The following is a 25,343-nucleotide window of genomic DNA, read 5'->3' on the forward strand; positions in this document are numbered from 1 at the left end:
TTGTCCGGATCCCGGGCTCAGCCGTCGGTGCCGGTGCTCGACTTCCCGGCCGGGGCGGCGGGAGTGGGTCGGGTCGACCTGGCGGCACGGGGGCTGGACGAGGAGGTCGGGCTCGCCTCCGGCACCAGGCGCAGGCAGTAGTCCTCGACGCGCTCGGCGCCGCCGGCGGCGGTGACCAGGTCGGCGAAGGCCGGCGTCTCCAGCGCCTGGGCGCGCTGCTCGGTCGACCTGGCGAGGTAGGCCCGGCAGAGCCCGGTCAGCTTCGCCGTACCCGCCGATCGGCCCGGCCCCGTGCCGGTGGTGCCGGGTGCCCCGGACGGCGCCGTGGCGCCGGGAGCGCCCGGGTCACTGCCGGTCGGGTCGGCGCCCCGGGTGGGCGACGGCGAGCTGTCGCCGCCGCCCGGCGTGGTGGGTGCGGGTGGGGGCGTGGGCTCCTCGGGAGCGTCGAGGCTGACCGCGGCGAAGGCGACGCCGGCGGTGGCGGTGGCGGCGAGCCCGGCGACCCAGGCCACGGCGCCGGCCCGCAGCCGCCGTCGTCCGGGTGCCCGCGCCGGCGCGGGCGCGGGTGCCGCGCGGGCCGCCCGGAACGCGGCCAGGGCCTGCTCCTCGCCGGACAGCTCGCCCGGGTTCGCCGGGGCCGCCGCGGCGGCGAGCAGGTGCCGCAACGGGTCTGCGTCGGCTGCGGGAGGTCGGGCGTCCCGGGCCGCGTCGAGGAGACGCTCGGACTCCGCCCGGTCGGCGGGTCCGTCGGACCGGCGAAAGCTCATTCGGAATCCCCTCACGTCATCCGTCCGCCGGTTCGGCGTGCGGCGCGCTGGGCGCGTGCCGTCCCCGGCCGGTACGGGGGCGGGGCGGGCTCGGATTCCCGTTCCCGCCCGAGGACTGACCCGGCTCGCCCCGTTCGAGCAGGGCGGCGAGCCGGCGCAGCCCCCGGTGGGCGGCGGTGCGGACGGCGCCCGGGCGCCGGCCGAGGACCCGCCCGGCGGTCTCCGCGTCGAGCCCGATCACCGCCCGGAGCAGCACCGCCTCGGCCTCCCGGGGCGGCAGGGTGGCGATCAGCGCGAGCGCCGCCTCGGTGCCGATGGTCTCGCCGGCCCGCTCGGCGGTGTCCGCGTCTCCGGCCAGCTCGCTGAGCGCCTGCACGGGCACCGGCAGCGACGGCCGGCGGCGCTGCCGGCGCAGGTGGTCCATGGCGCGGTTACGGGCGATCGTCACGCTCCAGGCCCGGAACTCGCCGCCGGTGAAGCTCGGCAGGTCGCGGGAGATCTGCAGCCAGGTCTCCGAGGCGACGTCCTCGGCGTCCGCGCCGACCAGCGCGGTGAGATAGCGCAGCAGGCCGGGTTGCAGGCTGCGGTAGAGGAACCGGAACGCTTCCTCGTCCCCCGCCTGCGCGGCGACGACCGCCTCGCTCAGCTCACCGGTCATGTACCCGCCGTCCTGAATCCGCGGGCCGGCCCGTGTCGGGTCCGGCATGGCCGACGCCCGCCCTGTCCGGTAACCGGACCACCACCCGCACCATCAGCCCCCCGCTGACCCGATCGCGCCCGACGCCGGAGCGGCGGGCGGCACGTATGGACAACGCCGTAAAGCACGGCCGTCGGCGGACATACCGTACCGGCGCGACGGGGCGGCCCGGAGCCGGGCTAACGCTAGGAGTGGATCGCTGGCACGACAAGCCGGCGTCCAACAGGGAAATAGTGAGATTTGTCTACGACCAAACACGGCGAGTTGGCGTAACGGCCGGTGGCCTTTCGACGCTCCGATGCCCGAATCAGGGGGTGAACCGGTGAATCCGGGATCCTGAAACCAGACATACGAGCCCAGCGGCACCTTTTTCGGGCCGAGCGTATCCGCGTCGTCACGGGTTGGCCAAACGGCGCTGGTGTCGCTGACCGTTCGGCGGATCGACCTCGGACCGGCCGCCGTCTCCGACCGGAGAGATCGCGGGAAATACTCCGCCGCCCCGCTGGGTACGGTATTGGGGTGTTGTCATCGGAAGTCGTACTCAGCGGTCGGTACCGCCTGGACGAACGTGTCGCCACCGGCGGCATGGGCGACGTCTGGCGTGCCACGGACCAGGTGCTGGGCCGTCAGATCGCAGTGAAGGTCCTGCTTCCGGCGCTGGTGTCCGACCCCGACTTCATCGCCCGGTTCCGGGCCGAAGCCCGGATCATGGCCTCGCTGCGCAACCCCGGCATCGTGCAGGTCTTCGACTCCGGCACGGACGACCTGCCCGACGGCAGCCGCGCCGACTACCTGGTCATGGAGTTCGTCGAGGGCGAGCCGTTGTCCCGGCGGATCGAGACCGCCGGCCAGCTCGAGGTCGCCGAGACCATGTCGATCGTGGCGCAGGTGGCCCAGTCCCTGCACGCGGCGCACGCCCGCGGCATCGTGCACCGGGACGTCAAGCCGAGCAACCTGCTGGTGCAGGAGAACGGCAGCGTGGTGCTGGTCGACTTCGGCGTGGCCCGGTCGACCAACGTCACCAGCATCACCAGCACGAACGCGGTGCCCGGCACCGCCCTCTACATGGCTCCCGAGCAGGCCGCCGGCCGCCCGGTCTCCGGCGCCACCGACATCTACGCGTTGGGCGCGGTCGCGTACTGCTGCCTCACCGGCGGTCCGCCGTTCACCGGCGACAATCCGCTCCAGGTCGCCGTGCGCCATCTCGACGACGCGCCGCCGGAGCTGTCGCCCGACATCCCGGAGCCGGTCCGCGAGCTGGTCGCCCGGGCGCTGGCGAAGGACCCGGCCGACCGCTTCGCGACCGGCGCCGAGATGGCGGCCGCGGCCCGCGCCGCGGTCTCCGAGTCGCCCACCGCGATGGTGCCGGTCGCGCTGCGCCGGCCGGCCGGCCCGACCAACACCCGGGACGACCTGACGGCCGCGGCCCCGCTGGCCACGGTCCCCCCGGCGGGCCGCCGGGGCCGGCGTGGCACCCTGGTCGGCGCGCTCGCCGCCGTGCTGCTGGCGCTGGCCGCCCTCGGCGCGGCGCTCGGCGCGGCGAAGTCGGTCAACAACAACCCGGCCACCACCATCCCGCCCGCGTCGCCCGGGGCCGCGCCCAGTGGGGGCGCCGGCGAGGACCCCGTGGTCAACGAGGTCACGCCCACCAACCAGAACGGCCGGACCTACCGCCCGGTCGGCCCGGGCGCGCGGCCGTCCGTCTCGCCCTCGGCGACGCCGAGCGCGGTGCCGAGCGCGACCGCCGACCCGGCACCGTCGGGCAGCCCGTCGAGCTCCGCGCCCGTCGACCCGCCGCCGACCACGGCGAGCACCCCGCCCGACCCGCCGCCGACGACGGAGAGCACCCCGCCGAACCCGCCGCCGACGACGGAGAGCACTCCGCCGAACCCGCCGGCCGAGGGCGCCACCCTGAGCTGAGCTGAGCCGACCACGCTCCGGCCCGCGACCGCGGGCCGGAGCGTTGCCGTTGCGGGGGCCGGCGTCACTCCGCGCCGAGCGCCTCGACCACCGGCCGGGCCAGCGCCCGCCGGGCCGGCAGGACGGCGGCGGCGAGCGCCGCCAACACCGCCACCGCGAGGATCAGGCCGAGTCGCGCCCACGGCATGACCAGGGTGAAGTCGCCGCCGATCCGGGCGACGACGGCCATCGCGCCCGCACTGACGCCGGTGCCCAGCGCGATCCCGAGCAGCGCGCCGACCAGGGCGGTGAGCACCGCCTCGACGGCCAGCACGGCCCGCATCCCGCCCCGGGTCATCCCGACCGCCCGCAGCACCGCGTTCTCCCGGGTGCGTTCGACCACCGACAGGCTGAGCGTGTTCGCCACCCCGACCAGCGCGATCACGACGGCCAGACCGAGCAGCGCGGTGACGAAGGCGAGCACCATGTCGACCGTGCCGGTGAGCATCCGCTTGTACGCGGCCTGGTCCATCAGGTTCACCGTGGGGTAGTTGCCGAGCACCGACTCGATCGCGGTCCGGGCCGCCGCCGGGGAGACCCCGTCGGCGGGGTCGACCTCCGCCAGGTACCCGCGCTCGGCCGGGAAGAGCCGCCCGAAGTCGGCGTCCACCACGTCGACCACGAAGCCGGCGGGCACCGGGCTGCCGGCCAACGCCGGACCGTCGTCGGCGACCACCGCCGCCACCCGGAACGGCCGACCGGCGACGGTCACGGTCGAGCCGACCGTCCAGCCCCGCGCCGCGGCCACCTCCCGGTGCGCCAGCACGGTCCCCGGGCCGAGCCGGCCGACGTCGCCGGCGTCCACGGCGGTCAGGGTTCGGCCGACCAGGGCGGGGTGCGCCGAGCGCACCTCGACGCCGCCGACGACGCGGCTGCGCTGCTCGTGCACGATGCCCAGCTCCGGGCGGGCGGCCAGCTCCCCGGCCAGCGACGCCGGCAGGTCCGCACCGATCCCGGTGACCAGGAAGTCCACGCCGATCTCGGCGTCGACCGCGCGCTCGATGCCGGCCTTGGCGCTGCCCGCCCCGACCACGAACGCCGACACCAGACCGATGCCGATGACCAGCGCGGTGGCGGTCGCGGCGATCCGGCGCGGGTTGCGGACCGCGTTGGCGACGGCGAGCCCGGCGGTCGCGCCGAGCAGCCGCCGGGCCGGCCAGCCCAGCACCCGGACCAGCGCCGGCACCAGCACCGGGCCGAAGAGCACGATGCCGAAGAAGCTGAGCACCCCGCCGGCGGCCACCAGCGGCACCTGGCCGGCCACGCCGGCGCCGGCCAGCGCCGCCACCCCGGCGGCGAAGACCAGCGCGCCCAGCGCCAGCCGGACCCGGCCGGCCCGCCGGGACGGCCGCACCGCCGCGTCGGTCAGCGCGGCCACCGGCGGCACCCGCGTCCCCTGCCAGGCTGGCAGCGCCCCGGCGCCGACCGTGAGCAGCGTGCCGAGGCCGAGGCAGAGCAGCACCGTCCGGGCGGTGAGGGTGAGCCCGCCGGAGACCGGGGCGTCCCACGCCGACAGCAACGCGTTCAGCCCGCCCGCGAGCACGGCGCCGGCGAGCACGCCGAGCACCGAGGCGAGCAGCCCGACCACCGCCGCCTCCAGCAGGGTCGCCCGGAACATCTGGCCGCGGGTGGCGCCGACCAGCCGCAGCAGCGCGGTCCGCCGGGTCCGCTGGGCGAGCACGATGGCGAAGGTGTTGGCGATGACGAAGCCGGCCACCACGACGGCCACCGCGGCGAAGGTCAGCAGGAACAGCCCGAACTGCCGCTGGTCGCGGACCGCCTCGTCGACGACGTCGTCGAGGATCTGCTGCCGGTCCTTCACCGTCGCCCCGGCCCCGGCCACCGCGCGGACCCGCTCGGCCAGCGCCCGCGGGTCCGTCCCGGGCCGGGCGGCCACCATGATCCGGCCGTACCCCCGCTCGCCGGTCACCGCGAGCGCGTCGGCGCCGACCAGCCCGAGGTACGGCCCGCCGACGTCCCGCGAGGTGCCGGCCACGTCCACGGTGCCGACCAGGGTGTACGGCCGGGCCGCTCCCCCGGTCCCGCCGACCCGCACCGGCGAGCCGAGCCGGAAACCCTCGTCGGCGACGGTCGGCGCGTCGAGCACCAGCTCGCCGGGGCGTTCCGGCAGCCGGCCGGCCACCACGTCGTACGACTGCAGGGCCGGGTCGGTGGGGATCGAGGCGAGGACGGCGTACCCGAGCACCGGGCGGCCGTCGGAGCCGACCACCCCGGCGGAGCCGGTCAGCTCGCCGTCGGCGGCGGCCACCCCGTCGACGGCCCGCACCCGGTCGACCAGGGCGGGCGGCAGGGGCGTCTCCCCGGCGTACACGGCGAGGTCGGTGTGCCGGTCGAAGGTGCCGGCGCGGTCGTAGGCGGCGGCCCGCATGCCGTCGGTGAAGATCAGCGTGCCGGCGACGAAGGCGACGCCGAGGAGGATGGCCAGCGAGGAGAGCAGCAGGCGCAGCCCGTCGGCGCGTACCTGGCGCAGGGTCAGGCGGAACATCGCCTCACCGCCCCCGGGCTGGCGTGGCGGCGGCGTCGAGGCGGGTGAGCGCGTCGAGGACCTGGCCGGCGGTCGGCGCGACCAGCTCGTGGACCAGCCGGCCGTCGGCGAGGAAGACCACCCGGTCGGCGTGCCCGGCGGCCACCGGGTCGTGCGTCACCATCACCACGGTCTGGCCGAGGGTGCCGACCGCCTCGCGGAGCAGCCGCAGCACCTCGGCGCCGGAGCGGGAGTCCAGGTTGCCGGTGGGCTCGTCGGCGAAGACCACCCATGGTCGCGTGATCAGCGCCCGGGCCACCGCGACCCGCTGCTGCTGGCCGCCGGAGAGCTCGGCGGGCCGGTGCCGGAGCCGGTCGGTGAGCCCCACCGCGGCGACCACCTGCCGCAGCCAGGCCGGGTCGGGCCGCCGGCCGGCGATGGCCAGCGGCAGCACGATGTTCTCCTCGGCGGTCAGGGTGGGCAGCAGGTTGAACTTCTGGAAGACGAAGCCGACCCGGTCCCGGCGCAGCAGCGTGAGCCGCCGGTCGTCGAGACGGGCGAGGTCCGCGTCGCCGATCCGCACCGCGCCACCGGTCGGCCGGTCGAGCCCGGCGAGGCAGTGCATCAGGGTGGATTTGCCGGACCCGGAGGGTCCCATGATGGCGGTGAACCGGCCGGCGGCGAAGTCCAGGTCGACGCCGTCGAGGGCGACGACCCGGGACTGGCCGGCGCCGTACTCCTTGCGCAGGTCCCGGGCGGTGACCGCGACGCCGGCGGCGGTCGTGACAGGTGCGACGGACACGTGCTGCTCCCCGTGTGGAGGCGGTGGATCTGACCCTTCCGACGCTATGCGCGGCACCGGCCAGTTGATCTCCACCTGCGCGCTCGACCTGGGTACGCCCCGGGTCGCCCCCGACCGGGTGGACCCGTACGACCCAGGTCGTACGCCCGCTCAGCCGCCGGGGGTGACCAGCCCGCTCTCGTACGCCAGCACCACCGCCTGCACCCGGTCGCGGAGCTGGAGCTTCGCCAGGATCCGGCCCACGTGGGTCTTCACCGTCGCCTCGGCGACGTGCACCCGGGCGGCGATCTCCGCGTTGGACAGTCCCTGCGCGACGAGCAGCAGCACCTCCCGTTCCCGCTCGGTGAGCTGGGCCAGCCGGGGGTCCCCGGTCGGGCCGGGACCGAGCTGACCGGCGAACCGGTCGAGCAGCCGCCGGGTGATCGACGGCGCCACCACCGAGTCGCCCTCGGCCACCACCCGGATCGCGGCCAGCAGCTCCTCCGGCGGGACGTTCTTGAGCAGGAAGCCGCTCGCCCCGGCCTGCAGGGCGGCGAACGCGTCGGCCTCGGTGTCGAAGGTGGTGAGCACCAGCACCCGGGGCCGCCCCGGCGGCCGCCCGGCGCAGATCCGTCGGGTCGCCTCCACCCCGTCCATGGTCGGCATCCGGATGTCCATCACCACCACGTCCGCCTCGACCCGGTCGAGCACCCGCAGCGCGTCGGCGCCGTCGATCGCCTCGCCGACCACCGCCAGGTCGGGCTGGGAGTCCAGCACCATCCTGAACCCGGCGCGCACCAGCGCCTGGTCGTCCACGATCACCACCCGGACCGTCATGCCGCCACCCCCTCGGCCGCCGACGGTAGCGGCAGCCGCGCCTCGACCCGCCAGCCCCCGGCCAGCCGCGGCCCGGCGGTGAGGCTGCCGTCGTACACGCTGACCCGCTCGCGCATGCCGACCAGGCCGTGCCCGCCAGACGGCGCCGGCCGGACCAGCGGCCGGCCGCGCCCGTCGTCGACGGCCCGGACCAGCACGGCGTCGTCGGAGTACCCGAGGTCCAGCTCGACGGACGCGCCGACCCCGGCGTGCTTGAGGGCGTTGGTCAGCGCCTCCTGCACCACCCGGTACACGGTCAGCTCCAGGCCCGGCGGCAGCGCCGGCGGCTCGCCGGTCACGGTCCAGGCGATCCGCAGCCCGGCGGCGTGGAAGCGGTCCAGCAGCTCGGGCAGCTCGACCAGCGCCGGCCGGCGGTGCGCCGGCTCCGCCGACAACCCGCCGCCGCCGGGCTCACCCGCCATGCCGGGCGCGGCCACCGGCTCGGGCCGGCTGGGCTCCCGCAGTACGCCCACCAGCCGCCGCATCTCCTCGAGCGCCTGCCGGCCGGTGTCCGCGACCACCTTGACCGCCTCCCGGGCGGTGGCCGGGTCCCGGTCGATGGTGAAGCGGGCGCCGTCGGCCTGCACGATCATCACCGCCATGCTGTGGGCGACCACGTCGTGCAGCTCCCGGGCGATCCGGGTGCGCTCCTCGGCCACCGCCGCCCGGGACTCGGCCTCCCGCTCGCGTTCCAGGGTGGCGGCCCGCTCCTCTAGGGTCAGCACGTAGAGCCGGTGGGTCCGCACGTTGAGTCCGACCAGCCAGACCGCGCCGGTGATCAGCCCGAAGTAGATCGCGCTCGCCCACCACGCCGCCGGCCCGCGGACCTGGAGCGCGGCGAGCACCACCCCGACGGCGGCGACCGCACCGGCGAGGATGCCGTCCCGCAGCCCGTCGGCGTACTTCACCACGCTGTAGAGGGCGATCAGCACGGCGATGTCGTAGCCCTGAGGGCCCCAGCCGGCGATCACCTGGGTGAGCGCGAGCGCGCCCACCACGGCCGCCACCGGAGTCGGGTGCGACCGCCGGAACAGCAGCGCCACCGCCATGGCGAGGCCGACCCCGGTCGCCTTCCAGCCGCCCGGCTGGGTGACCACGCCGGCGACGGCGAAGAGCGCCACCAGTCCGGAGACGGCGACGTCGAACGCGACGCCGCGCAGCGGACGACCGAAGATCGTGCGGTTCACGGTCACCCAGCGTACGGGGCGTCCCGCTCGTCGATGCCTACCGTCGGACCGTTTTCGAAGCCGGCGGCCACGGCGACCGACCAGGCGATCCATTCCGCGGCGAACCGCCCGCGCACCTGGTGCAACGTGGCCCGCCCGGGGGCGGGCCAACCCGACCCGGTGATGGTCACTGTCCAGCCGTCGTCCGCGCCAGCCGCCCAGTCGCACAGTGCCCGGCTGAGGGCATCGGCCTCCACCCGGGAACTCAGCGCGACCCGGATCTCCGTGTCGCTGACCAGCTCCGGCAGCAACGGGGCGGTCGCCCGTCTCAGGTGGGCCAGCAGGTGGGCGGTACCCGAGGCCAGCCCGGACCGCCCGTCGCAGACGGCCAGCGTGACCCAGGCCGGCGTGCAGTCACACGCCGGCGGTCGTCGTTCCCCTCGCCGTCGGGTCCTCACGGTTAGGCGACGAAGACGCCGAGCCCCTGGTGACCGTAGAGCTCGCCGGTCTCGATGAGGATCGTGATGGCCTGGCGGACCGTCGACTGGCTGCCGACCTCGTACAGCTCGGCAAGCGCCTTGGTCGAGGGCAGCTTGTGTCCGGGAGGCCACTCGCCCGAGGCGATGCGTTTCCCTGATGTCGGCGATGATTCGCCGATGGTGCGGCTCGAACTTCGGTGGTGCGGGCATGCGAAGTACTCCGGCAGGACGGGAGGTTTCGGTAGGGAAAGGGCTGAGCCGTCAGGCGAACCGTTCGGTCGTCACGGGAATCAGCCCTTGCTGGCGCAGGACGGAGGTCAGCTCGTGCAGCACCGGCCCGACGGCGTCGTCGGCGTCGGTCGCCAGCGAGGCGGTCAGGTCGAGGCACCAGGCGAGGTTCCGGTCGATCCTGCGGAGATTCCAGGCGAAGAGGTCGCCGCCTACGCGCAGTCGGCCGGCGGGAAACCCCCATGCCGCCGGATCGGCGAGCTCTCCGTCGGCCGGCGTCCGCCACACGGCAGTGAGGTTCGCCAGTTGGTCCGCACGAAGATCCTTGGCGAACAGGACGCGGTAGACCCGCTTCTCGTGGAATCCGTCCGGTGCGTCCGCCGGGCCGAGCCGGAGCGGCGGCGCGACAGCAAACGGTTCGTAGTCACGGAAGTAGCTACGCAGTACGGCTTCGGCGGGCAGCCGTCCCCCGCCGAGCCGCCGGTAGGCCGCCTCGGCGGCGCCGCGGCCGACCGGCGTCACCCGCCCGGACAGCTCCGGGTCGGTACGCATACCGCGGCTGAACGAAGCGGAACTCCACCAGCGGCCGTCCGCCGGCGTCCATCCTGCGTTGTGCAGGCCCACCGTCACGCAGTGGCGGTCTCGGACGAACTCCTCGATGACGATCCCCTCCGGATTCAACGGACGGCCGTCGGCGGGCGAGAGGAGCAGGTAGTAGTCGAGCTGGGGTCGCGGCTCGGCGGAATCAACAACCGCTGCCATTCGCCCGGTCCGTCGGGGATTGGTGGTCATGTGGCGGTCAGCGGGCCAGCAGCTCGTGCATGCGGTTGATCTCCACGGCCTGTTCGGTGGCGACGGAGTTGGCGAACTCCGACAGGGTGAGATCCGAGCCGACCTTGAGCAGATTGGTGGCCATCTCGACGGCACCCTGGTGGTGCTCGGTCATCATCCGCACGAAGAGCCGGTCGAACTCGGCGCCCCGGGCGGCGGCGAGCTGGCGCATCGCCTCCGGCGACTGCATGCCGCGCATCGTGCCGTGGTCGTGCCCCGCCACCTCTGGCGAGAGGCCGCGGTTCTGCAGCCAGCCGCGCATCATGTCGATCTCCGGCCCCTGGCTGGCCCGGATCCGGTCGGCCAGGGCGCGGACGTCGGGGTCGGCGGCCCGGTCGGGGGCCAGCGCGGCCATCTCCAGGGCCTGCGCGTGATGCGGGATCATCATCCGCACGAACCAGACGTCCATCGAGTTGTGCGGGGCCGGAGCGACGTCGCCGATCTCCTCGGCCGCCCGTACGGCCGCCGACTCCCCCGGTCGCCCGGGCACGATGACTGCGGGGCCGGTCGGGGCGGGCGTGCCCGCCGGGGCGGCGGTGGCCGGGGCGGAGACGGGTCGTGCGGAGCCTGACCCGCCGAAGCGGACCACGATCAGGATCACCACCGGCAGCGCAAGGGCCAGTGTGACGATCGCCAGGGTCCGGGCGCGCCGGTTGGTCATGAGCCACTCCCTGAGGTCGAGGTCACCGCGATGGTATCCATTGACCAAGGCGCCGACATGTGACTCAGGTCACATGTACCGACCTCAGGGGACAGTAAGGTGTGGACAGTCGTCACCCCCCTTGCGAAGGGCTCGCCGATGATCAAATTCTCCACGCCAAGAACACGGCGGTTCCAAGTCGTGAGCCTGGCCGCGGCCGGTCTCCTGATCGCCAGTGTCATGGTCGCCCCACCGACCAACGCCCAGGTGGTATCGCAGCCAGCGTCAGGCACCACTGGGGACGCCTCGAACACCATCCCCGGCGTCGACGAGATCGCCAGCAGTCCCAACCTGCGGCAGATCGCCAACCTGCCGAAGCAGGCCCCGCTGAACGCCACCAACAGCGACGTCGCCTTCCAGGGCAACTACGCCTTCGTCGGCAACTACAACGGCTTCGTGGTCTACGACATCGCCCGTCCCAGCGCACCGGCCATCGTGTCGCAGGTGCTCTGCCCCGGGTCGCAGAACGACATCTCGGTCTACGGCAACCTGCTCTTCCTCTCCACCGACTCCTCGCGCAGCAACGACTCCTGCAACAGCGTCGCGCAGTCCGCGACCATCAAGGAGTCCTGGGAGGGCATCAAGGTCTTCGACATCAGCGACAAGACCAGCCCACGCTACGTCAAGGCAGTCGAGACCAACTGCGGTTCGCACACCCACACCCTCGTCCCGGCCAAGGACGGCACCTCGGTCTACCTGTACGTGTCGTCGTACTTCCCGTCGGACACGTTCCCCGACTGCCAGCCGCCGCACGACTCCATCTCCATCGTCAAGGTGCCGCTGGGCGCCCCGACCGACGCCGCGGTGGTGGCCACGCCGAACCTCTTCCCCGACGGCGGATACAAGGGCAGCGGCAACGGCACGGCGACCAGCGGCTGCCACGACATCACCGCCTACCCGGCGAAGGACCTGGCGGCGGGTGCCTGCATGGGCGACGGCATCCTGATGGACATCTCCAACCGGGAGGCCCCCCGGGTGACCGACCGGGTGCGCGACACGAAGAACTTCGCCTTCTGGCACTCGGCGACCTTCAACAACAGCGGCACCAAGGTCGTCTTCACCGACGAACTCGGCGGTGGCGGCGCGGCGACCTGCAACAAGAAGGTCGGGCCGGACAAGGGCGCGGACGCCATCTACGACGTCAGCGGCAGCGGTGACAACCGCTCGCTGGTGTTCCGCAGCTACTACAAGATCCCTCGCGAGAACGCCGACACCGAGAACTGCGTGGCCCACAACGGCTCGCTGATTCCCGTGCCCGGCCGCGACATCATGGTCCAGTCCTGGTACCAGGGCGGCGTTTCGGTCTGGGACTTCACCGACTCGGCCAACCCGAAGGAGATCGGCTACTGGGAGCGGGGTCCGGTCAACGCCGCCCAGCTGACCTTCGGCGGCACCTGGTCGGCGTACTACTACAACGGACACATCTACTCCAGCGACCAGAAGGGCCTGGACGTGCTGGAGATCGACGAGCAGTCGATCCCCGGCGCGAAGACGAGGCACTTCAACCAGCTCAACGTGCAGACTCAGTTCGAGTACCGGGACTGACCGGAGGGCACACCCGGGCTCGGCCCCGCCAGGGGTCGGGTCCGGGTGTGCTGACTCAGTTCAGCAAAAACTGATACCTGAGATCCCCGCCGGTCCCGGCGCTCCTCGAGGATGCCGACGACCAGCATCTTGGTCAGCGCCCGATCAGGTATATCAGCGACGGTCCGCCGTCGAAGTTCAGGTCTCCGCTCCTCATTGGCCACGACGGCGCGTGCGCCCGCTGACAGCGGACCTGATGCCGCGGCGATTCAGCTCCAGAGAAAGCTCCACATACAACCCCCGCCGCGACTGTGACGGCCATGATGGTCCGTCCACGCCGACCGGTCATGCGTGTCTTCTCCCGGTCGAGGTCGCACCGATCGCATCCATCGGCAAACACGAATGATGTGACCCAGATCACATTGAGGTCGGTCGTTCGCCGGTAAGGTGTGGACAATCATCATCCCCTTTCGAAGGGCCTCGCCGATGATCAGATTCCGTACGTCCCCATCCCGTCGGCTCCGGATCGTGAGCCTGGCCGCCACCGGCCTCCTTCTCGCCAGCGTCGCCGCCGCCCCGGGCGCTCAGGCGACCCCAAGGCTCAGCGCCGAGCCCGCCACGGTGGACACCACCGGGCTCGTCGTCGACCAGATCTCCAGCAGCCCGAACATCCGGCAGATAGCCAACCTGCCGAAGCAGGCGCCGTTCGACACCGAGAGCGCCTTCGGCACCGACATGGCCTTCCAGGGACCGTTCGCGTTCGTCGGCAACTACAACGGGTTCACGATCTACAACATCGCGAACGCGTCGAATCCGAAGATCATGTCGCAGGTGCTCTGCCCGGGGTCCCAGAACGACATCTCGGTCTACGGTGACCTGCTCTTCCTCTCCACCGACTCCTCGCGCAGCGACGACTCCTGCAGCAGCGTCTCGCAGTCGGCGGCGGTCAAGGAGTCCTGGGAGGGCATCAAGGTCTTCGACATCAGCGACAAGACCAACCCGCGCTACATCAAGGCCGTCGAGACGGACTGCGGCTCGCACACGCACACCCTCGTGCCCGCGAAGGACGGCCTGTCCGTCTACCTGTACGTCTCCTCGTACAGCCCGGCGTCGGCCTTCCCCGACTGCCAGCCACCGCACGACTCCATCTCCATCGTCAAGGTGCCGCTTGAGACGCCCACCGACGCGGCGGTGGTGGCCACGCCGAACCTCTTCCCGGAGGGCGGGTACCCGGGCCGCCCGGGCGGCTCGGCCACGACCGGCTGCCACGACATCACCGCGTACCCGCAGAAGGACCTGGCCGCCGGCGCCTGCATGGGTGACGGCATCCTGATGGACATCTCCGACCGGGAGGCGCCCCGGGTGATCAACCAGGTCCGGGACACGGTCAACTTCGCCTTCTGGCACTCGGCCACGTTCAACAACACCGGCACCAAGGTCATCTTCACCGACGAGCTGGGCGGCGGCGGCGCGGCGACCTGCAACACGACCGTCGGGCCGAACCGCGGCGCGGACGCCATCTACGACGTCACCGGCAGCGGTGACGCCCGGACGATGGTGTTCCGCAGCTACTTCAAGATCCCCCGGGACAACTCCAGCACCGAGAACTGCGTGGCCCACAACGGCTCGCTGATCCCGGTGCCTGGGCGCGACATCATGGTCCAGGCCTGGTACCAGGGCGGCATCTCCGTCTGGGACTTCACCGACTCGTCGGCCCCGCGGGAGATCGGCTACTGGGAGCGGGGACCGATCTCCGACACCCGCCTGGTTCTCGGCGGTGCCTGGTCGTCGTACTACTACAACGGCAACATCTTCTCCAGCGACATCCAGAAGGGTCTGGACGTGCTGGAGATCGACCAGGCGTCCATCCCGGGCGCGGAGACGAGGCACTTCACCCGGCTCAACGTGCAGACCCAGCCCGACTACCGGGACTGACGGTCTCCACCACACTCGGGCCCGGTCCCCGCACGCGGGGGGCCGGGCCCGCCTCCCGTCAGCTCATCGGCAACTGGTAGCGCCGCTCGCCGTCACCGGTCGCGGTGACCAGCCGCACCTCGCCGGTCCGCAGGGCGTACGTCACCGACCAGCGGGTGTGCGGCTGCCGGACGGCGTCGAGGATTTTCAGCGCGGCGGGTCCGTCCGCCACGCCGCCGGTCCGGTCCAGCGCGGCGGCGATCACCCCGTACCGGTGGTCCTGCCGCAGGACCTGCTCGGACACGCCCACCACGGGCACGTTGGTCAGTGCCTGCCAGGCGCCCCGGCCCCGTCGGGCGCGCATGGTCCCGTCGACGAACTCGACCACGGCGGACGCGCCGGTGGCGTCGGCGAGCAGGTAGTGCAGCGGCGGACCGCCGGCAAAGTTCAGGTTGTAGCGCTCGAAGACGCCGATCGCCTCGTCCACCGTGGCGGCGTTGTCCAGCACCAGGCGCAGGACGCGTACCGAACCGACGGTGGGCCGGCCCGGCACCGGCCGCGCGGTCGCCCGGTCGTCGGCGGCCAGTCCCACGGCGAGTCCGCGCTCGTTCATTCCGTCGAAGGGCAGCAGCGGCGCGTTGAGCAGCCGGCGGTCGCCGGCCGGGTCGGAGCCCACCCCGAGGTAGGAGATGTCCACCAGGGAGATCGAGGCGTACCCGTCCGGCGGGTCGGTCCGCAGCACCAGGGCCGGGTTGGGCTCCCAGTCGAAGTTGCGGGCGAACAACGGCCGGCCACGGTCGCCGAGCGCGGCGAAGAGCGAACAGCCGAACGGGCTCGCCGTGGGCGGCGCGGGAATGCCGACCGTCGGGTCGTAGTCGCCCGTGTAGGTCATCTCGTACAGCGGCAGGTCGTCGACCTTGCGCAGGCTTGCCAGGGTCCGCTCAACCTGGCCCGGGTCCTGCCGGGAGGCCGTCGGCGTCCCGGCCGCGGCCGGGGGCGGCGCCGGGGTCGGCGGACGCGTGCACGCGGTGCCGGCGAGCAGCAGGGCGCCGCCTGCGGCGATCAGAGTCCTCCTCCGCATACCGGCGACGCTAGGGCAGGCAGAGACGGTTGTCCATCGCCGCACCGGCCGCTCGCCTGCCTCGCCGTGGCGGCGGGCCGGCCGTCAGGACGCCGGGATGCGGGCCAGCTGCTCCTCGATCGCCGCCGGAGTGAGGGCCGGCCGGCCGCCGGGATGGCCCACCGTGGCGCCGGCCGCCGCGACCGCGTACCGGGCGGTGCGCTCGGGCGGCTCGCCGCGGAGCAGGCCGACGGTGAGCGCGGCGACGAACGCGTCGCCGGCGCCGGTGCTGTCCACCGTGGGCGTCTCGCTGAGCGCCACGAACAGCTCCCCGCCCGGCCAGACGAAGGCGTTCCCCTCCCCCGCCACCTCGACGGCCACCAGCGACGGCCCCCGACCGAGCAGCTCCCGGCCGGCCCGCAGGCCGGCGTCGGCGTCCCGCGGCGGGTCACCGACGATCAGGCCGACCTCCCGCGCGTCGGCGCGCAGCACGTCGGCGAGGGCGAGCAGCTCAGCCGCGCCGTCCGGGTCGTCCGGCGCGCCGTCGAGCAGCACCAGCCGGTCGGCCGCCCGGGCGCACCGCGCCGCCGCCAGCGCCGCCGACAGCGGCTGCTGCAGCTGTACGAGCACCGCCCGCGCCGCCCGCACCACGTCCGCCGCGCCGGCCACGTCCGCCTCGGTCAGCAGGGTCTCCTCGGGGATGTCCTCCAGGTAGCGCCAGCGGCCGTGGGCGTCCACCACGTCGACGATGAGCGCGCTCGGCGTGCCCTCGCGGCGCAGCACCGGGGCGACGTCGATGCCGTCGGTGCGCGCCTGGCCGAGCAGCCGGTCCCCGACCTCGTCCAGCCCCACCACCCCGAGCAGGCCGACCCGCGCGCCGAGCTGGGCGAGGCCCACGGCCTGGTTGGCGCCCTTGCCGCCGAGCAGCTCCCGGCGACGCCGCACCGGGGCCGTCCGAGAGGCGTCCGGGACCCCGTCCACCAGCAGCACCAGGTCCCGCGCCACCTGCCCGACCGCGATCGCGTCCAGTCCCGCCATGCGGGGCTGATACCCGGGCCACCGCCGGTCACGCCCCCGGGACGGGGTGGCTCAGTCGTAGGACCGCTCGACGGTGAACATGTAGCAGCCGTACGCCACGTTGCGGCTGTGCAGCGCGACCACCGCCGGGTCGGCGAGAAGCTCGGCGATGACCGCCTCCGGGTCGTCGCCGTCGTGCAGCCGGCCGCCGTGGATGCGCCCCCGCCGGTCGTACGCCCGCAGCACCTGTGGACGCCCCCGCCACTGCGCGGGGTAGCCGCCGGCGGGATCCGCGCCCGGGCAGTCCGTGTCGTGGGCGAAGATCGGCCCCACCTCCCGGTACGGCCCGGCCGCCGGTGGCGGCGCGTAGCCGAAGAGCAGCAGCGGCTCGCCCGGGGTGGCGTCGCGCAGGCAGCAGCGCAGCGGCTCCCCGCCCTCGGCGGTGCACCGCTCCACCGGCTGCCCCGCCGCGTCGCGGCCGGTCTCCCGGACGGCGGCCAGCACTCCGGCCGGCAGGTGGCGGACGAGGAAGGTGGTGTGGATGGCTGTCGTCATGACCCCACCCTCGCGCGGTCCGGACGGGGATGCTGGCGGCGATCGGACCTCGCGTCGCCGGCCGGGCACGGACGGGCGGCCGCGACGGGGCAGCCCGTCCCCCGTTCCGCCCGGGCGGTCAGCCCTTGACCACCGGAATCTGCAGCTCCGTGACGCCCTTCTCCGGCTCCTCCTGGGAGTAGTCCAGGTAGAGCTCACGGGCGAAGCCGGTGGCCCGCCAGCCGTTCTCCTCGATCCAGATGGCGAGCACCTGGAGGGTGCCCTCCACCTCGTCCATCGACCCGTGGTGGACGATCGTGGCGGCGGTCGGCACCCGGGGCAGGTCGACGATCGCGACGTCCCCCGCGGCCGCCCGGTCCTCGTCGACCCCCACCCCGGCGTGCACGACGACCGCCTCGCCCTCCCCGGCGGGCTCGTAGTATGCGAGCCCCGGCCCGGTCGGGCAGATGTCGGCGGCCGCCAGCCGGCGGAACAGCTCCGGGTAGAGCGGCTGGATCACCGGGCTGATGTCCGGCGTCTGGTAGCTGCGCGCGGTCCCCGTCAGCTCCGCCACCCGGACCGGCGGGATCTCCTTCAGTACGACGTCCTGGCTGGTCATCCGACCCTCCCTCTCGATCATCCGGAGTCTCGCCTCGATCCCGGCCAACCGGGCACGGTCCGCCGCCACCTGCGCCTCCAACTGTGCGCGGCGCAGCCGCAGCATGCCGCGCAGCTCGGCGACGTCGACCTGGTCGTCCACGATGGCCCGGACCTGGTCCAGGGTGAGCCCCAGCTCCTTGAGGGCGATCACCCGGTTGAGCCGGCGCAGCTGCTCGGCCCGGTAGTACCGGTAGCCGGTGCGCGGGTCGACGGCGGCCGGGCGCAGCAGTCCGATGCCGTCGTAGTGCCGCAGCATCCGCACCGACACCCGACCGAGTCCGGCGAATTCTCTCCGATGGTGAACATGGTCCCGTTACCTTTCAGTGAGTAAATGTGACTCACGATTGGCAGCCGTCCGTTGCCGGGCGGCGTTGACCGGATGAACCGGTCTTGACGCTTCACGGCCCGCTGCCCCGCCTGCGGGTGCAGGTCTTACGGGTCTTACGTAGGCTCCACGTCCTGTTTTTGCGTCGCCCAGCAACTCCAGGTCGACGTGCCGAACTAGGCCGGCAAGATTACGTGCGGCGTTGACGTCCCGGTGCAGGGACAGTCCGCACGTGGTGCAGTTGAAGGTGCGTTCGGCCAGCGACAGCTTGGGTTTCACCGTCTGACAGCCTGAACAGGTTTTGGAGCTGGGGTACCACCGGTCGGCGACGTACAACACGCTGCCGTACCAACCGGTCTTGTAGCCAAGGTGCCGGCGCAGGGTCGCCGGGGCGGCGTCGATCAGAGCCCTGGCCAGCTTACGGTTGCGGACCATCCCGGCCACGTGCAGGTCCTCGACCACGACCGTGGTGAACTGTTGCGCCAGCCGGGTGGTGAGTTGGTGCCACGAGTCGGCGCGGACAGCGGCGACGGTGGCGTGCAGCCGGGCCACAGTGTCCTGCGCCCGCTGCCACCGATTGGACGCGGTCCGCTTACGCCGGGTGGCCGGGTCGTACGGGCCGATTCGGCGGGCGGCCCGGCGTTGGGCCTTGCCGAGTTTCTTCAACGCCGCCTTGAACGGTGCCGGGTTGGGCACCAGCTCGCCGGTGGACAGCACCGCCAGGTGCGTGATGCCGGTGTCCACGCCGACGATCCGACCGGCTTTCGGCGTGTGCGCCGCACGGCCCACGACGCGTTTGACCGCGACCTGGAACGAGCAGAACCACCTGGCGGCGGTCTCGGTGACCGTTGCGGACAGGATCGTCGCGGTGCCAGCCCTCACCCGCCGGGCCAGCTTACGGGTGGACTCGTGGGTACGGATGCGGCCCAGCCGTGGCAACACCACGTGCCGGTAGCCGGGGTCGACCCGGATCGCGCCGGTGGTGAACCGGGCCGACCTGCGGCCGTGCTTCCTCTTGGTCCGGGGCCAGCCCATCCGGCGGCCCTTGCGGGCACCGGTACGTGAGGCGTGCCAGTTGCCCAGCGCCGCCGACAGGTTGGCCAGGCCGGTGTTGAACGCCTCTTTGGAGCATTCCGCCCACCACGGCGCCACCCACGTCTTGATTTCGTTCCAGGTGCGGCGCAGCTCCGGTAACGACCAGCCCTGCCACGGGGTCAGGTCCGCCTCGGCCACCCCGTAGCTGGCCTCGGCGGCGCGTTGCGCCTTGACCGCGCTGACCCGCCGCAGCATGTGGTTGAAAGCGAACCGTGCCGCGCCGGTGTTGCGGCGCAGACCGGCCACCTGCACGTCGCTGGGGTCGAGGGCGAACCTGTACGCCTGAACGGTCCACCCGGCGGGCGACTCGTACCGTTTCACGAAAGGTCCCCGGCGGTGGCGGCGGCCACCGCGCGGCTGGCCCGGTCCGCTGCGCCGCGGCGCCCGTACAGCCGGACACACAGGCCGGTCAGGATCTCCGCCACATCCCGCACCAGGTCGTCGTCCACCCCGGCCGGGTCGACCACCAGCAGCCGACGTCCCTGCGCGGCAAGCACCGCCTCGACGTACTCGCCACCGAACCGGGCGAACCGGTCCCGGTGCTCGACCACGATCGTGGTCACCTTCGGGTCACGCAGCAGCCCGAGGAACCTCTCGCGTCGACCGTTCAGCGCCGGCCCGACCTCGGTCACCACGCGGGAGACGACCATGTCCTGCCCGGTCACCCACGCGGTCACACGGGCTACCTGCCGATCCAGATCGGCTCGCTGGTCGACCGACGACACCCCGGCGTAAACGACCACCCGGCCCTGGGTGTCACCACCGGCCACATCCACCATGATCGTGCCAGACGGAAGACGCCGAGCGGGCACCGGCATGGTCCCCTCGCGGAACCACCGGTACGCGGTCTGCGGGTGCACCCCGCTGCGACGCGCCCACTCGGCAAGCTTCATCAGACCGATACTAATACTCACAGATTCGTACGCCTGCTCACAGATGAGTGAACTGCTGACTACCCCCACGGTCGGCCCTGACACGGTGTCAGAGTCAAGCCCGGACCGCTCAGCGGCCGGGCAGCCGGACGGTGCCGCACAGGTACTCCGCCGAGGCGAGCAGGTCCGCGGTGAACCGCACCCCGGTCAGGTGCGCGGCGAGGGCGAACGCCGCCTCGTCGCACCGGTCGTAGTCGTCGCCGTCGAGGTCGAACCCGACCCTTCGCATCACCTCGACCAGCCCGTCGGGATCGCTGCCGACCCGACTGTCCGGAAAGAGCGGTTCGAACTGCAGTCGGAGGTCGCCGTCGACGTACCAGAAGAAGAGGTTGAGGGCGTTGACGTTGCGGAAGTGGGAGACGACCGTGCGGCCCCGCGACAGCGGCGTCAGCACCGCCTCGGTGACACCGAGCAGGCCGTTCGGCTCGACGACCAGCGACCAGTCGCCGACGGCGGCGACGCCCACGAACGCGTCGTCGCCGCCACCGTCCTCCCACGCGCCGTAGGCCGGCTCGACGAGGGCGTCCACGCCGGTGAGCACGCGCCGCTCGCGGGCGTCGAGCCGGTCCAGCAGCTCGACCGGGGACACCCGCTCGACCAGGGTCAGGCAGTACGCCTCGGCCAGCGCGGAGAATCGTTCGGGGAACCACGCGTAGTCGGTCGCGGTGAGGGTCACCGGCACATCGTGCCCGACGGCACCGACAGTCGGGTGCCCTCGGGCGGGGCGTACCGGGTGGTCAGCCGGGCAGCGGCGCCTCGTCGCCGCCCCGGGTGCGGCGCGGGCCGACCAGCCGGCGGACCACCGGCGCGGCGTTCCACCTCGCCGCGCCGACCAGGTCCCGGGCGTGCTCCAGCACGGTGTAGTCGGGACGGGCCAGCCCGTCGGCGATCGCCCGGTCCAGGTCGTTGCCGCAGCGGGTGAGCAGGCTGTCGAAGTCCCGTCGGACGGGTTCGAGCAGGTCGTAGCCGAACGACCGGTGCAGCCGGGCGAAGAGCGGCTTGTACAGCCGGGCCCGCTCGTGCAGCCCGGACGAGTACGACATCGGGTTCTTCGGCCGCCGCCGGACGTAGTCGGGCAGCACGTCGGCGAACGCCCGCCGGACGATCCACTTCTCCTGCCCGTCGCGCATCTTCAGCTCCAGCGGCAGTCGCATGGCCAGCTCCACCACGCTCAGGTCGAGGAAGGGCACCCGAGCCTCCACCCCGTGGTCCATGCTGGTCCGGTCGACCCGCTGCAACTCCGTACGACAGAGGTTGCGGATCTTGTGGAGGACGAGCCGGCGGGACCGTTCGGGGCCGACCCGGCGGTACATCGGGTAGCCGCCGAACAGCTCGTCCGCCCCGTCCCCGGTGAGCACCACCTTCACCCCCAGCTCGCGCAGCCGGCGGAAGATCGGCACCGAGACCACGGCGTTGATGATGTCGCCGTACTCGGTCAGCTCGGAGATCCGGATCGCTTCCCGGACGTCGGCCAGCCGGATGTCGCGCGGGCGCAGCTCGACCACCTCGTGCGGCACGCCGAGGTCGGCGGCGAACCGCCGGGCGTACGCCACGTCGGGGCTGTCCGGGACGCCGACGGTGATCGCCAGGCAGTCCGGGTGCATCCGGTGGGCGTGCAGCAGCGCCAGCGAGCTGTCCAACCCGCCGGAGAGGACCACGCCCACGGTCAGGTCCGTGTCCACCCGCATCCGGATGCTGTCGGTGAGCGCGACCCGGACGAGCAGGGCGGCCTCGTCCGGGTCGTCGATCACCGGCAGCCCCACGCCCAGCGTCAGCAGGTCGACGTGCGGGCGCAGCCGGACCGTCCCGTCGGGCTCGGCCCAGCCGTGGTGCCCGGGCGGCACCTCGCTGATCGGCGCCCCGTGCCCGACCAGCGCCTTGACCTCGGAGGCGAGGTGCAGGCAGCCCGGGCTGCGGGCCCAGTAGAGCGGCTTCACCCCGAGCGGGTCGCGGGCCAGGTAGGCCCGGCCGGTGGCCCGCTCCACGACGGCGAGGGCGTACTCCCCGCGCAGCCGGCGCACCGCGTCCTCGCCCCAGCGCAGGAAGGCGGCCAGCACCACCTCGGTGTCGCTCCCGCCCCGGAACGCGTACCCGAGCCGCGTCAGCTCCACGCGCAGCTCGAAGTGGTTGAAGACCTCGCCGTTGTAGCAGAGCAGGTACCGCTGGTCGGGCGAGACCCAGGGCTGCAGCGCGCGGTGTCGGTCGACGATCCGCAGCCGCCGGACGCCGGCCAGCAGGCCGTTCTCCTGCCGCGTCTCGGTGACCTCGCCGCGCGGGGCGAGGACGGCCAGCATCCGGCGGAAGGTGGCCGGGTCGGCCTCCGGACCGATGCTGAGCGCGATGCCGCACATCCTCCTCAGATGCCCATCTCGGCCTCGTACGCCCGCCGCAGGCGGCGGCGGGCGGTGGGCGCGAGGCAGAGGTGCCAGGCCTGGCCCTCGTCGACCACGTTGATTTCGCCGGCGTCCTGCCGGGCCAGCAGCAGCCCGGCCAGGGTGTCCCGGGCGCCGAAGCGCCGGTACCAGGCCAGCTCCACGTCGGCGGCGTAGCCGAGGCAGTGCCCGCTGGGCACCATGGCGGCGTACCCGAGGCGGCGCAGCCGGTACTGGTGCTCGGCGCTGCGGGCCAGGCTGGTCACCCAGAGCGGCGGGGTGCCGGACGGGGTGGCCACGGCGAACTCCCGGGCGATGTCGTTGAGCAGGGCCACGATCTCGCGGCGGGCCCGGCGGAACATCAGGCCGGCGGTACGCGGGGTGGCGTCCGGGAGGAGCCGGCGGTGTACCGCGCGCAGGCTGCGGCCGAGGACGCTGGCCGGCTGCTCCTGGTACCGGAAGCCGAGCAGGCCACGGCGGCGCAGCCATTCCAGGTCGACCAGGTCGACGCTGCCGTTGACCTGCGCGTCGGTCGCGAAGGTGGGCGCGTCCCGCCACCACATCACGTCGATCCGGGAGAGCAGGTAGATCCGGACCAGCGCGGTCAGGTCAGCGGCGGAGCTGCGGGCGTTCGGCTGGTAGCGGGCCATCTCCAGCAGCAGCGTCTCCCGGGCGCCGACGAACCCCTGCGGGGTGGCGTCGAGCACCGCGGCGATCGCCGGCTCGCGCAGCCGCTGGTCCAGCAGCACCTGCCGGGCGGCGGTCGACGGGGCGTCCGCCAGGGCGCCCACCTCGACGACCAGCTCCGCCACCGCGGCCCGGTACGCGGTCAGGTCCGGCTCGTCGGACGCGGACCGGCGGGCCGTGGGCGACGTGGGCAGGCGGCGGACGGGGGCGGTGGACGCGACGGCGGGCCCGGGCTGCGGGCCGGGGCTTCGGCTGGGCACTCGCATGGTCGGGTCCTCTCTCCGGGCAGGACACGGTGTGGATGAACCTGAAACACACCGTAAGCACCAGAACCCGTGGATCCCCGAACAATCCTCCTATCTCCCTCGAACGACGCCCTATCCGGTGTGGTCCGCCCCGAACCGTCCAGACAGCTCCTGCACCCACCCGTACGACGGGACGGCCCGCGGCCCACCGTCCCGCCCGGCGCGGACGGCGTCGGCGAGGTCGAGCGCCGCGCCGAGGGCCGCGCGGAACAGCAGCGAGCCGGTGCTCACCCGGGCGACCCCGAGCCGGCCCAGCTCGGCCAGGCCCGGGCCGCCGGGTCGGTGCAGCACGTTCAGCGGCACGCCGACCTCGGCGGCAAGCAGCCCGACGGTGTCGTCCGGCGCCCCGGGGACGAAGAGCCCGTCCGCGCCCGCGTCCCGGTACGCCCGGGCCCGGTGGAGGGCCTGCTCCAGCGGCTCGGGCACCCCCAGCCACCAGGCGTCGGTGCGGGCGTTGAGGAAGAGCCCGGGCACCGCCGCCCGCACCGCGGCGAGCTTGGCCGCCACCAGCTCGGGCGGGGCCAGGGTGCCGTCGGGGCGGCCGTCCTCGAGGTTGACCCCGACCACGCCGAGCGCGGCCAGCTCGGCCACGTACCCGGCCACCGCCGCCGGGTCGTCGCTGAAGCCGCCCTCGACGTCGACGGTGAGCAGCACCGGCAGCCCGCGCAGCCGCCGGGCGAGGTCGAGGTTCTCGTCCCGGGTCGCCGCCGCCGCGTCGGGTTTCCCGCCGGCCGCGGCGACCCCGAGGCTGGTGGTGCCGATCGCCGAATGGCCCCGGGCGGCGAGCGCCGCGGCGGAGGCGGCGTCCCAGGCGTTGGGGAGCAGCAGCGGGCGGCCCGGCCGGTGCAGGGCGTGGAAGGCGGCGTACCGGTCGTTCATCGGGGGATCACCTCGAGTCTGGTGGGGACGCGCAGCGTCGGGTGGGGGTCGTGGCGGATCTCGGCGTCCGTGGCGCGGCAGCGGCGGCGCAGCACGTCGACCACCCCGGCGGCCAGGGCCAGGGCGTGCCGCTCGCCCGGGCACCCGCGCGGCCCGGCGCCGAAGGTCAACGCGCGGCCGGGCCGGCCCGGGGCGAACCGGTCCGGCTCGGCGAAGACGGCCGGATCGCGGTTGGCCGCGTCGAAGCGGAGCAGCAGCGCGGCGCCGGCGTCGATCTCCCACCCGCCGAGCCGCAGCGCGACGGTGGCGACCCGGCGGGTGGCCCGGACCGGCGGGTCGAGCCGGAGCACCTCGGCGAGCAGGTCGCCCGTCGACACCGACGCCGGCGCCGGCAGGACGTGCCGGGCGGCGGCGCCGATCAGCCCGGCGGTGGCGTCGCAGGCCTGCACCAGCAGCCCGAGCCGGTTCGCGGTGACCTCCGGCGAGGCCGGCGGCGACATCGCCAGCAGGGTGCCGACCGCCCGGTCGGCGCGCGCCACCGCCGCCGGGGTCGCGCCCGGGTGGTAGGCGGCGGCCACCGCGGCGACCGCCGGCACGGCCGCCGTCGGGTCGGCCAGGCCGAGCCGGGCCGCCAGCACCTCCAGCGGTACGCGCCGCGCCAGGCGCGCCATCACGTCGAGCCGCCCGCCGGCCCGGTCGATCTCGTCCTCGGTCAGCCGGCCGGCGGCGGTCCGCAGCTCGTCCGGGTCGAGCTTCGCCAGCACGGCCACGCCGACCGCGCGCCGCGCCGGGTGATGTTCCCGGTCACTGAACCGGCTCACCGCGCCACGCAGCCAGGCCAGGGTGCCCGGTGGCCCGCCGGGTGCGGTCGGCACCACGCAGTCGGGGTGGGTCAGCACGGCGGTCACGTCCGCGTGCAGCGTGACGGACCAGCCGCCCTCGACGTCGGGGACGGGCGGCCCGCAGGGGGCCGTGGCGGCGATTGTCGACCAGCTCATGACCGGAACGCTAGGCCTGGAACCCTTCGGCCCCCACCGAACCGTCTCCCCCGCCGGCGTCGGTCCGGATGG

Annotated in this window: 23 protein-coding genes and 1 pseudogene; 3 read left to right on the top strand and 21 right to left on the bottom strand. The window is 73.8% G+C overall.

The features are described from left to right. Positions 1-17: 17 nt before the first annotated feature. Both EV384_RS25145 and EV384_RS25150 read right to left on the bottom strand, forming a co-directional pair. The gene (locus EV384_RS25145) at positions 18-767 is read right to left on the bottom strand and encodes a hypothetical protein (RefSeq protein ID WP_130337058.1); all 750 of its coding nucleotides are present in this window, start codon (positions 765-767) and stop codon (positions 18-20) included. Positions 768-783: 16 nt separating this feature from the next. Beyond that, on the bottom strand, positions 784-1,425 hold the full coding sequence (locus EV384_RS25150; protein ID WP_130337060.1) for an RNA polymerase sigma factor: 642 nt from the start codon (positions 1,423-1,425) through the stop codon (positions 784-786). Positions 1,426-1,983: 558 nt separating this feature from the next. Here EV384_RS25150 and EV384_RS25155 point away from each other — a divergent pair. After that, entirely contained in the window at positions 1,984-3,384 is a 1,401-nt protein-coding gene (locus tag EV384_RS25155; protein WP_130337062.1) for a serine/threonine-protein kinase, read from the top strand. 64 nt (positions 3,385-3,448) lie between these two features. Here the strand turns inward: EV384_RS25155 and EV384_RS25160 are convergent, their stop codons facing one another. From EV384_RS25160 to EV384_RS25195, 8 genes are all read right to left on the bottom strand, one after another. Beyond that, complete coding sequence (locus EV384_RS25160; protein ID WP_130337064.1) at positions 3,449-5,929, bottom strand: ABC transporter permease; 2,481 nt, start codon at positions 5,927-5,929, stop codon at positions 3,449-3,451. Between the two features lie 4 nt (positions 5,930-5,933). Beyond that, positions 5,934-6,710, bottom strand: a complete 777-nt coding sequence (locus EV384_RS25165) for an ABC transporter ATP-binding protein (RefSeq protein WP_130337066.1) — start codon at positions 6,708-6,710, stop codon at positions 5,934-5,936. A gap of 150 nt (positions 6,711-6,860) precedes the next feature. Next, positions 6,861-7,526: a response regulator gene (locus EV384_RS25170; protein ID WP_130337068.1), complete on the bottom strand. Its 666-nt coding sequence runs from the start codon at positions 7,524-7,526 to the stop codon at positions 6,861-6,863. Further along, positions 7,523-8,758, bottom strand: coding sequence for a sensor histidine kinase (locus tag EV384_RS25175; protein ID WP_130337070.1), 1,236 nt, complete (start codon positions 8,756-8,758; stop codon positions 7,523-7,525). Before EV384_RS25175 ends, EV384_RS25170 begins: the two co-directional genes overlap by 4 nt. Further along, positions 8,755-9,189, bottom strand: a complete 435-nt coding sequence (locus EV384_RS25180) for a hypothetical protein (RefSeq protein WP_130337072.1) — start codon at positions 9,187-9,189, stop codon at positions 8,755-8,757. The genes EV384_RS25175 and EV384_RS25180 overlap by 4 nt, the downstream gene beginning before the upstream one ends. Positions 9,190-9,191: 2 nt before the next feature. Beyond that, a complete protein-coding gene (locus EV384_RS25185; RefSeq protein WP_423202970.1) occupies positions 9,192-9,437 on the bottom strand; it encodes a GntR family transcriptional regulator in 246 nt (81 codons plus the stop codon). Positions 9,438-9,471: 34 nt separating this feature from the next. Continuing rightward, complete coding sequence (locus EV384_RS25190) at positions 9,472-10,200, bottom strand: hypothetical protein (RefSeq protein ID WP_130337074.1); 729 nt, start codon at positions 10,198-10,200, stop codon at positions 9,472-9,474. 37 nt (positions 10,201-10,237) lie between these two features. Continuing rightward, positions 10,238-10,930: a DUF305 domain-containing protein gene (locus EV384_RS25195; RefSeq protein ID WP_130337076.1), complete on the bottom strand. Its 693-nt coding sequence runs from the start codon at positions 10,928-10,930 to the stop codon at positions 10,238-10,240. Positions 10,931-11,068: 138 nt separating this feature from the next. On the opposite strand from EV384_RS25195, the gene EV384_RS25200 reads away from it, so the two are divergent. Both EV384_RS25200 and EV384_RS25205 read left to right on the top strand, forming a co-directional pair. Further along, positions 11,069-12,514 (top strand): LVIVD repeat-containing protein, encoded by a 1,446-nt coding sequence (locus tag EV384_RS25200; RefSeq protein WP_130337078.1) that lies wholly within the window; start codon positions 11,069-11,071, stop codon positions 12,512-12,514. Positions 12,515-12,979: 465 nt separating this feature from the next. After that, positions 12,980-14,428, top strand: coding sequence for an LVIVD repeat-containing protein (locus tag EV384_RS25205; RefSeq protein WP_130337080.1), 1,449 nt, complete (start codon positions 12,980-12,982; stop codon positions 14,426-14,428). 58 nt (positions 14,429-14,486) lie between these two features. On the opposite strand, the gene EV384_RS25210 is transcribed toward EV384_RS25205, so the two are convergent. The 11 genes and pseudogenes from EV384_RS25210 to EV384_RS25260 all read right to left on the bottom strand — a co-directional run bounded on the left by EV384_RS25210 (position 14,487) and on the right by EV384_RS25260 (position 25,271). Next, a complete protein-coding gene (locus tag EV384_RS25210; protein ID WP_130337082.1) occupies positions 14,487-15,488 on the bottom strand; it encodes a carcinine hydrolase/isopenicillin-N N-acyltransferase family protein in 1,002 nt (333 codons plus the stop codon). A gap of 84 nt (positions 15,489-15,572) precedes the next feature. After that, entirely contained in the window at positions 15,573-16,505 is a 933-nt protein-coding gene (locus EV384_RS25215) for a PfkB family carbohydrate kinase (protein ID WP_130337084.1), read from the bottom strand. Positions 16,506-16,556: 51 nt separating this feature from the next. Next, complete coding sequence (locus tag EV384_RS25220; RefSeq protein WP_130337086.1) at positions 16,557-17,039, bottom strand: DUF1203 domain-containing protein; 483 nt, start codon at positions 17,037-17,039, stop codon at positions 16,557-16,559. 118 nt (positions 17,040-17,157) lie between these two features. Beyond that, positions 17,158-17,984 (bottom strand): annotated as a pseudogene (locus EV384_RS25225) (MerR family transcriptional regulator). A 7-nt stretch (positions 17,985-17,991) separates the two neighbouring features. Continuing rightward, positions 17,992-19,419, bottom strand: a complete 1,428-nt coding sequence (tnpB, locus tag EV384_RS25230; RefSeq protein ID WP_130337088.1) for an IS607 family element RNA-guided endonuclease TnpB — start codon at positions 19,417-19,419, stop codon at positions 17,992-17,994. Beyond that, positions 19,416-19,991 carry an IS607 family transposase gene (locus EV384_RS25235; RefSeq protein ID WP_130337090.1) on the bottom strand — a complete coding sequence of 192 codons (576 nt, stop codon included), beginning with the start codon at positions 19,989-19,991 and terminating at the stop codon, positions 19,416-19,418. The genes tnpB and EV384_RS25235 overlap by 4 nt, the downstream gene beginning before the upstream one ends. Before the next feature lie 109 nt (positions 19,992-20,100). Further along, positions 20,101-20,706, bottom strand: coding sequence for a DUF6461 domain-containing protein (locus EV384_RS25240; RefSeq protein WP_130337091.1), 606 nt, complete (start codon positions 20,704-20,706; stop codon positions 20,101-20,103). Between the two features lie 61 nt (positions 20,707-20,767). Beyond that, positions 20,768-22,381: an asparagine synthetase B family protein gene (locus tag EV384_RS25245; RefSeq protein WP_130337093.1), complete on the bottom strand. Its 1,614-nt coding sequence runs from the start codon at positions 22,379-22,381 to the stop codon at positions 20,768-20,770. Positions 22,382-22,386: 5 nt separating this feature from the next. After that, entirely contained in the window at positions 22,387-23,355 is a 969-nt protein-coding gene (locus EV384_RS25250; RefSeq protein WP_130337095.1) for a hypothetical protein, read from the bottom strand. 111 nt (positions 23,356-23,466) lie between these two features. Further along, complete coding sequence (locus tag EV384_RS25255; RefSeq protein WP_130337097.1) at positions 23,467-24,273, bottom strand: isocitrate lyase/PEP mutase family protein; 807 nt, start codon at positions 24,271-24,273, stop codon at positions 23,467-23,469. Then, positions 24,270-25,271, bottom strand: a complete 1,002-nt coding sequence (locus EV384_RS25260) for a cytochrome P450 (protein WP_130337099.1) — start codon at positions 25,269-25,271, stop codon at positions 24,270-24,272. Before EV384_RS25260 ends, EV384_RS25255 begins: the two co-directional genes overlap by 4 nt. Positions 25,272-25,343: the final 72 nt, after the last annotated feature.

The sequence above is a fragment of the Micromonospora kangleipakensis genome (genome assembly GCF_004217615.1).
GTDB classification, from domain to species: Bacteria; Actinomycetota; Actinomycetes; order Mycobacteriales; family Micromonosporaceae; genus Micromonospora; species Micromonospora kangleipakensis.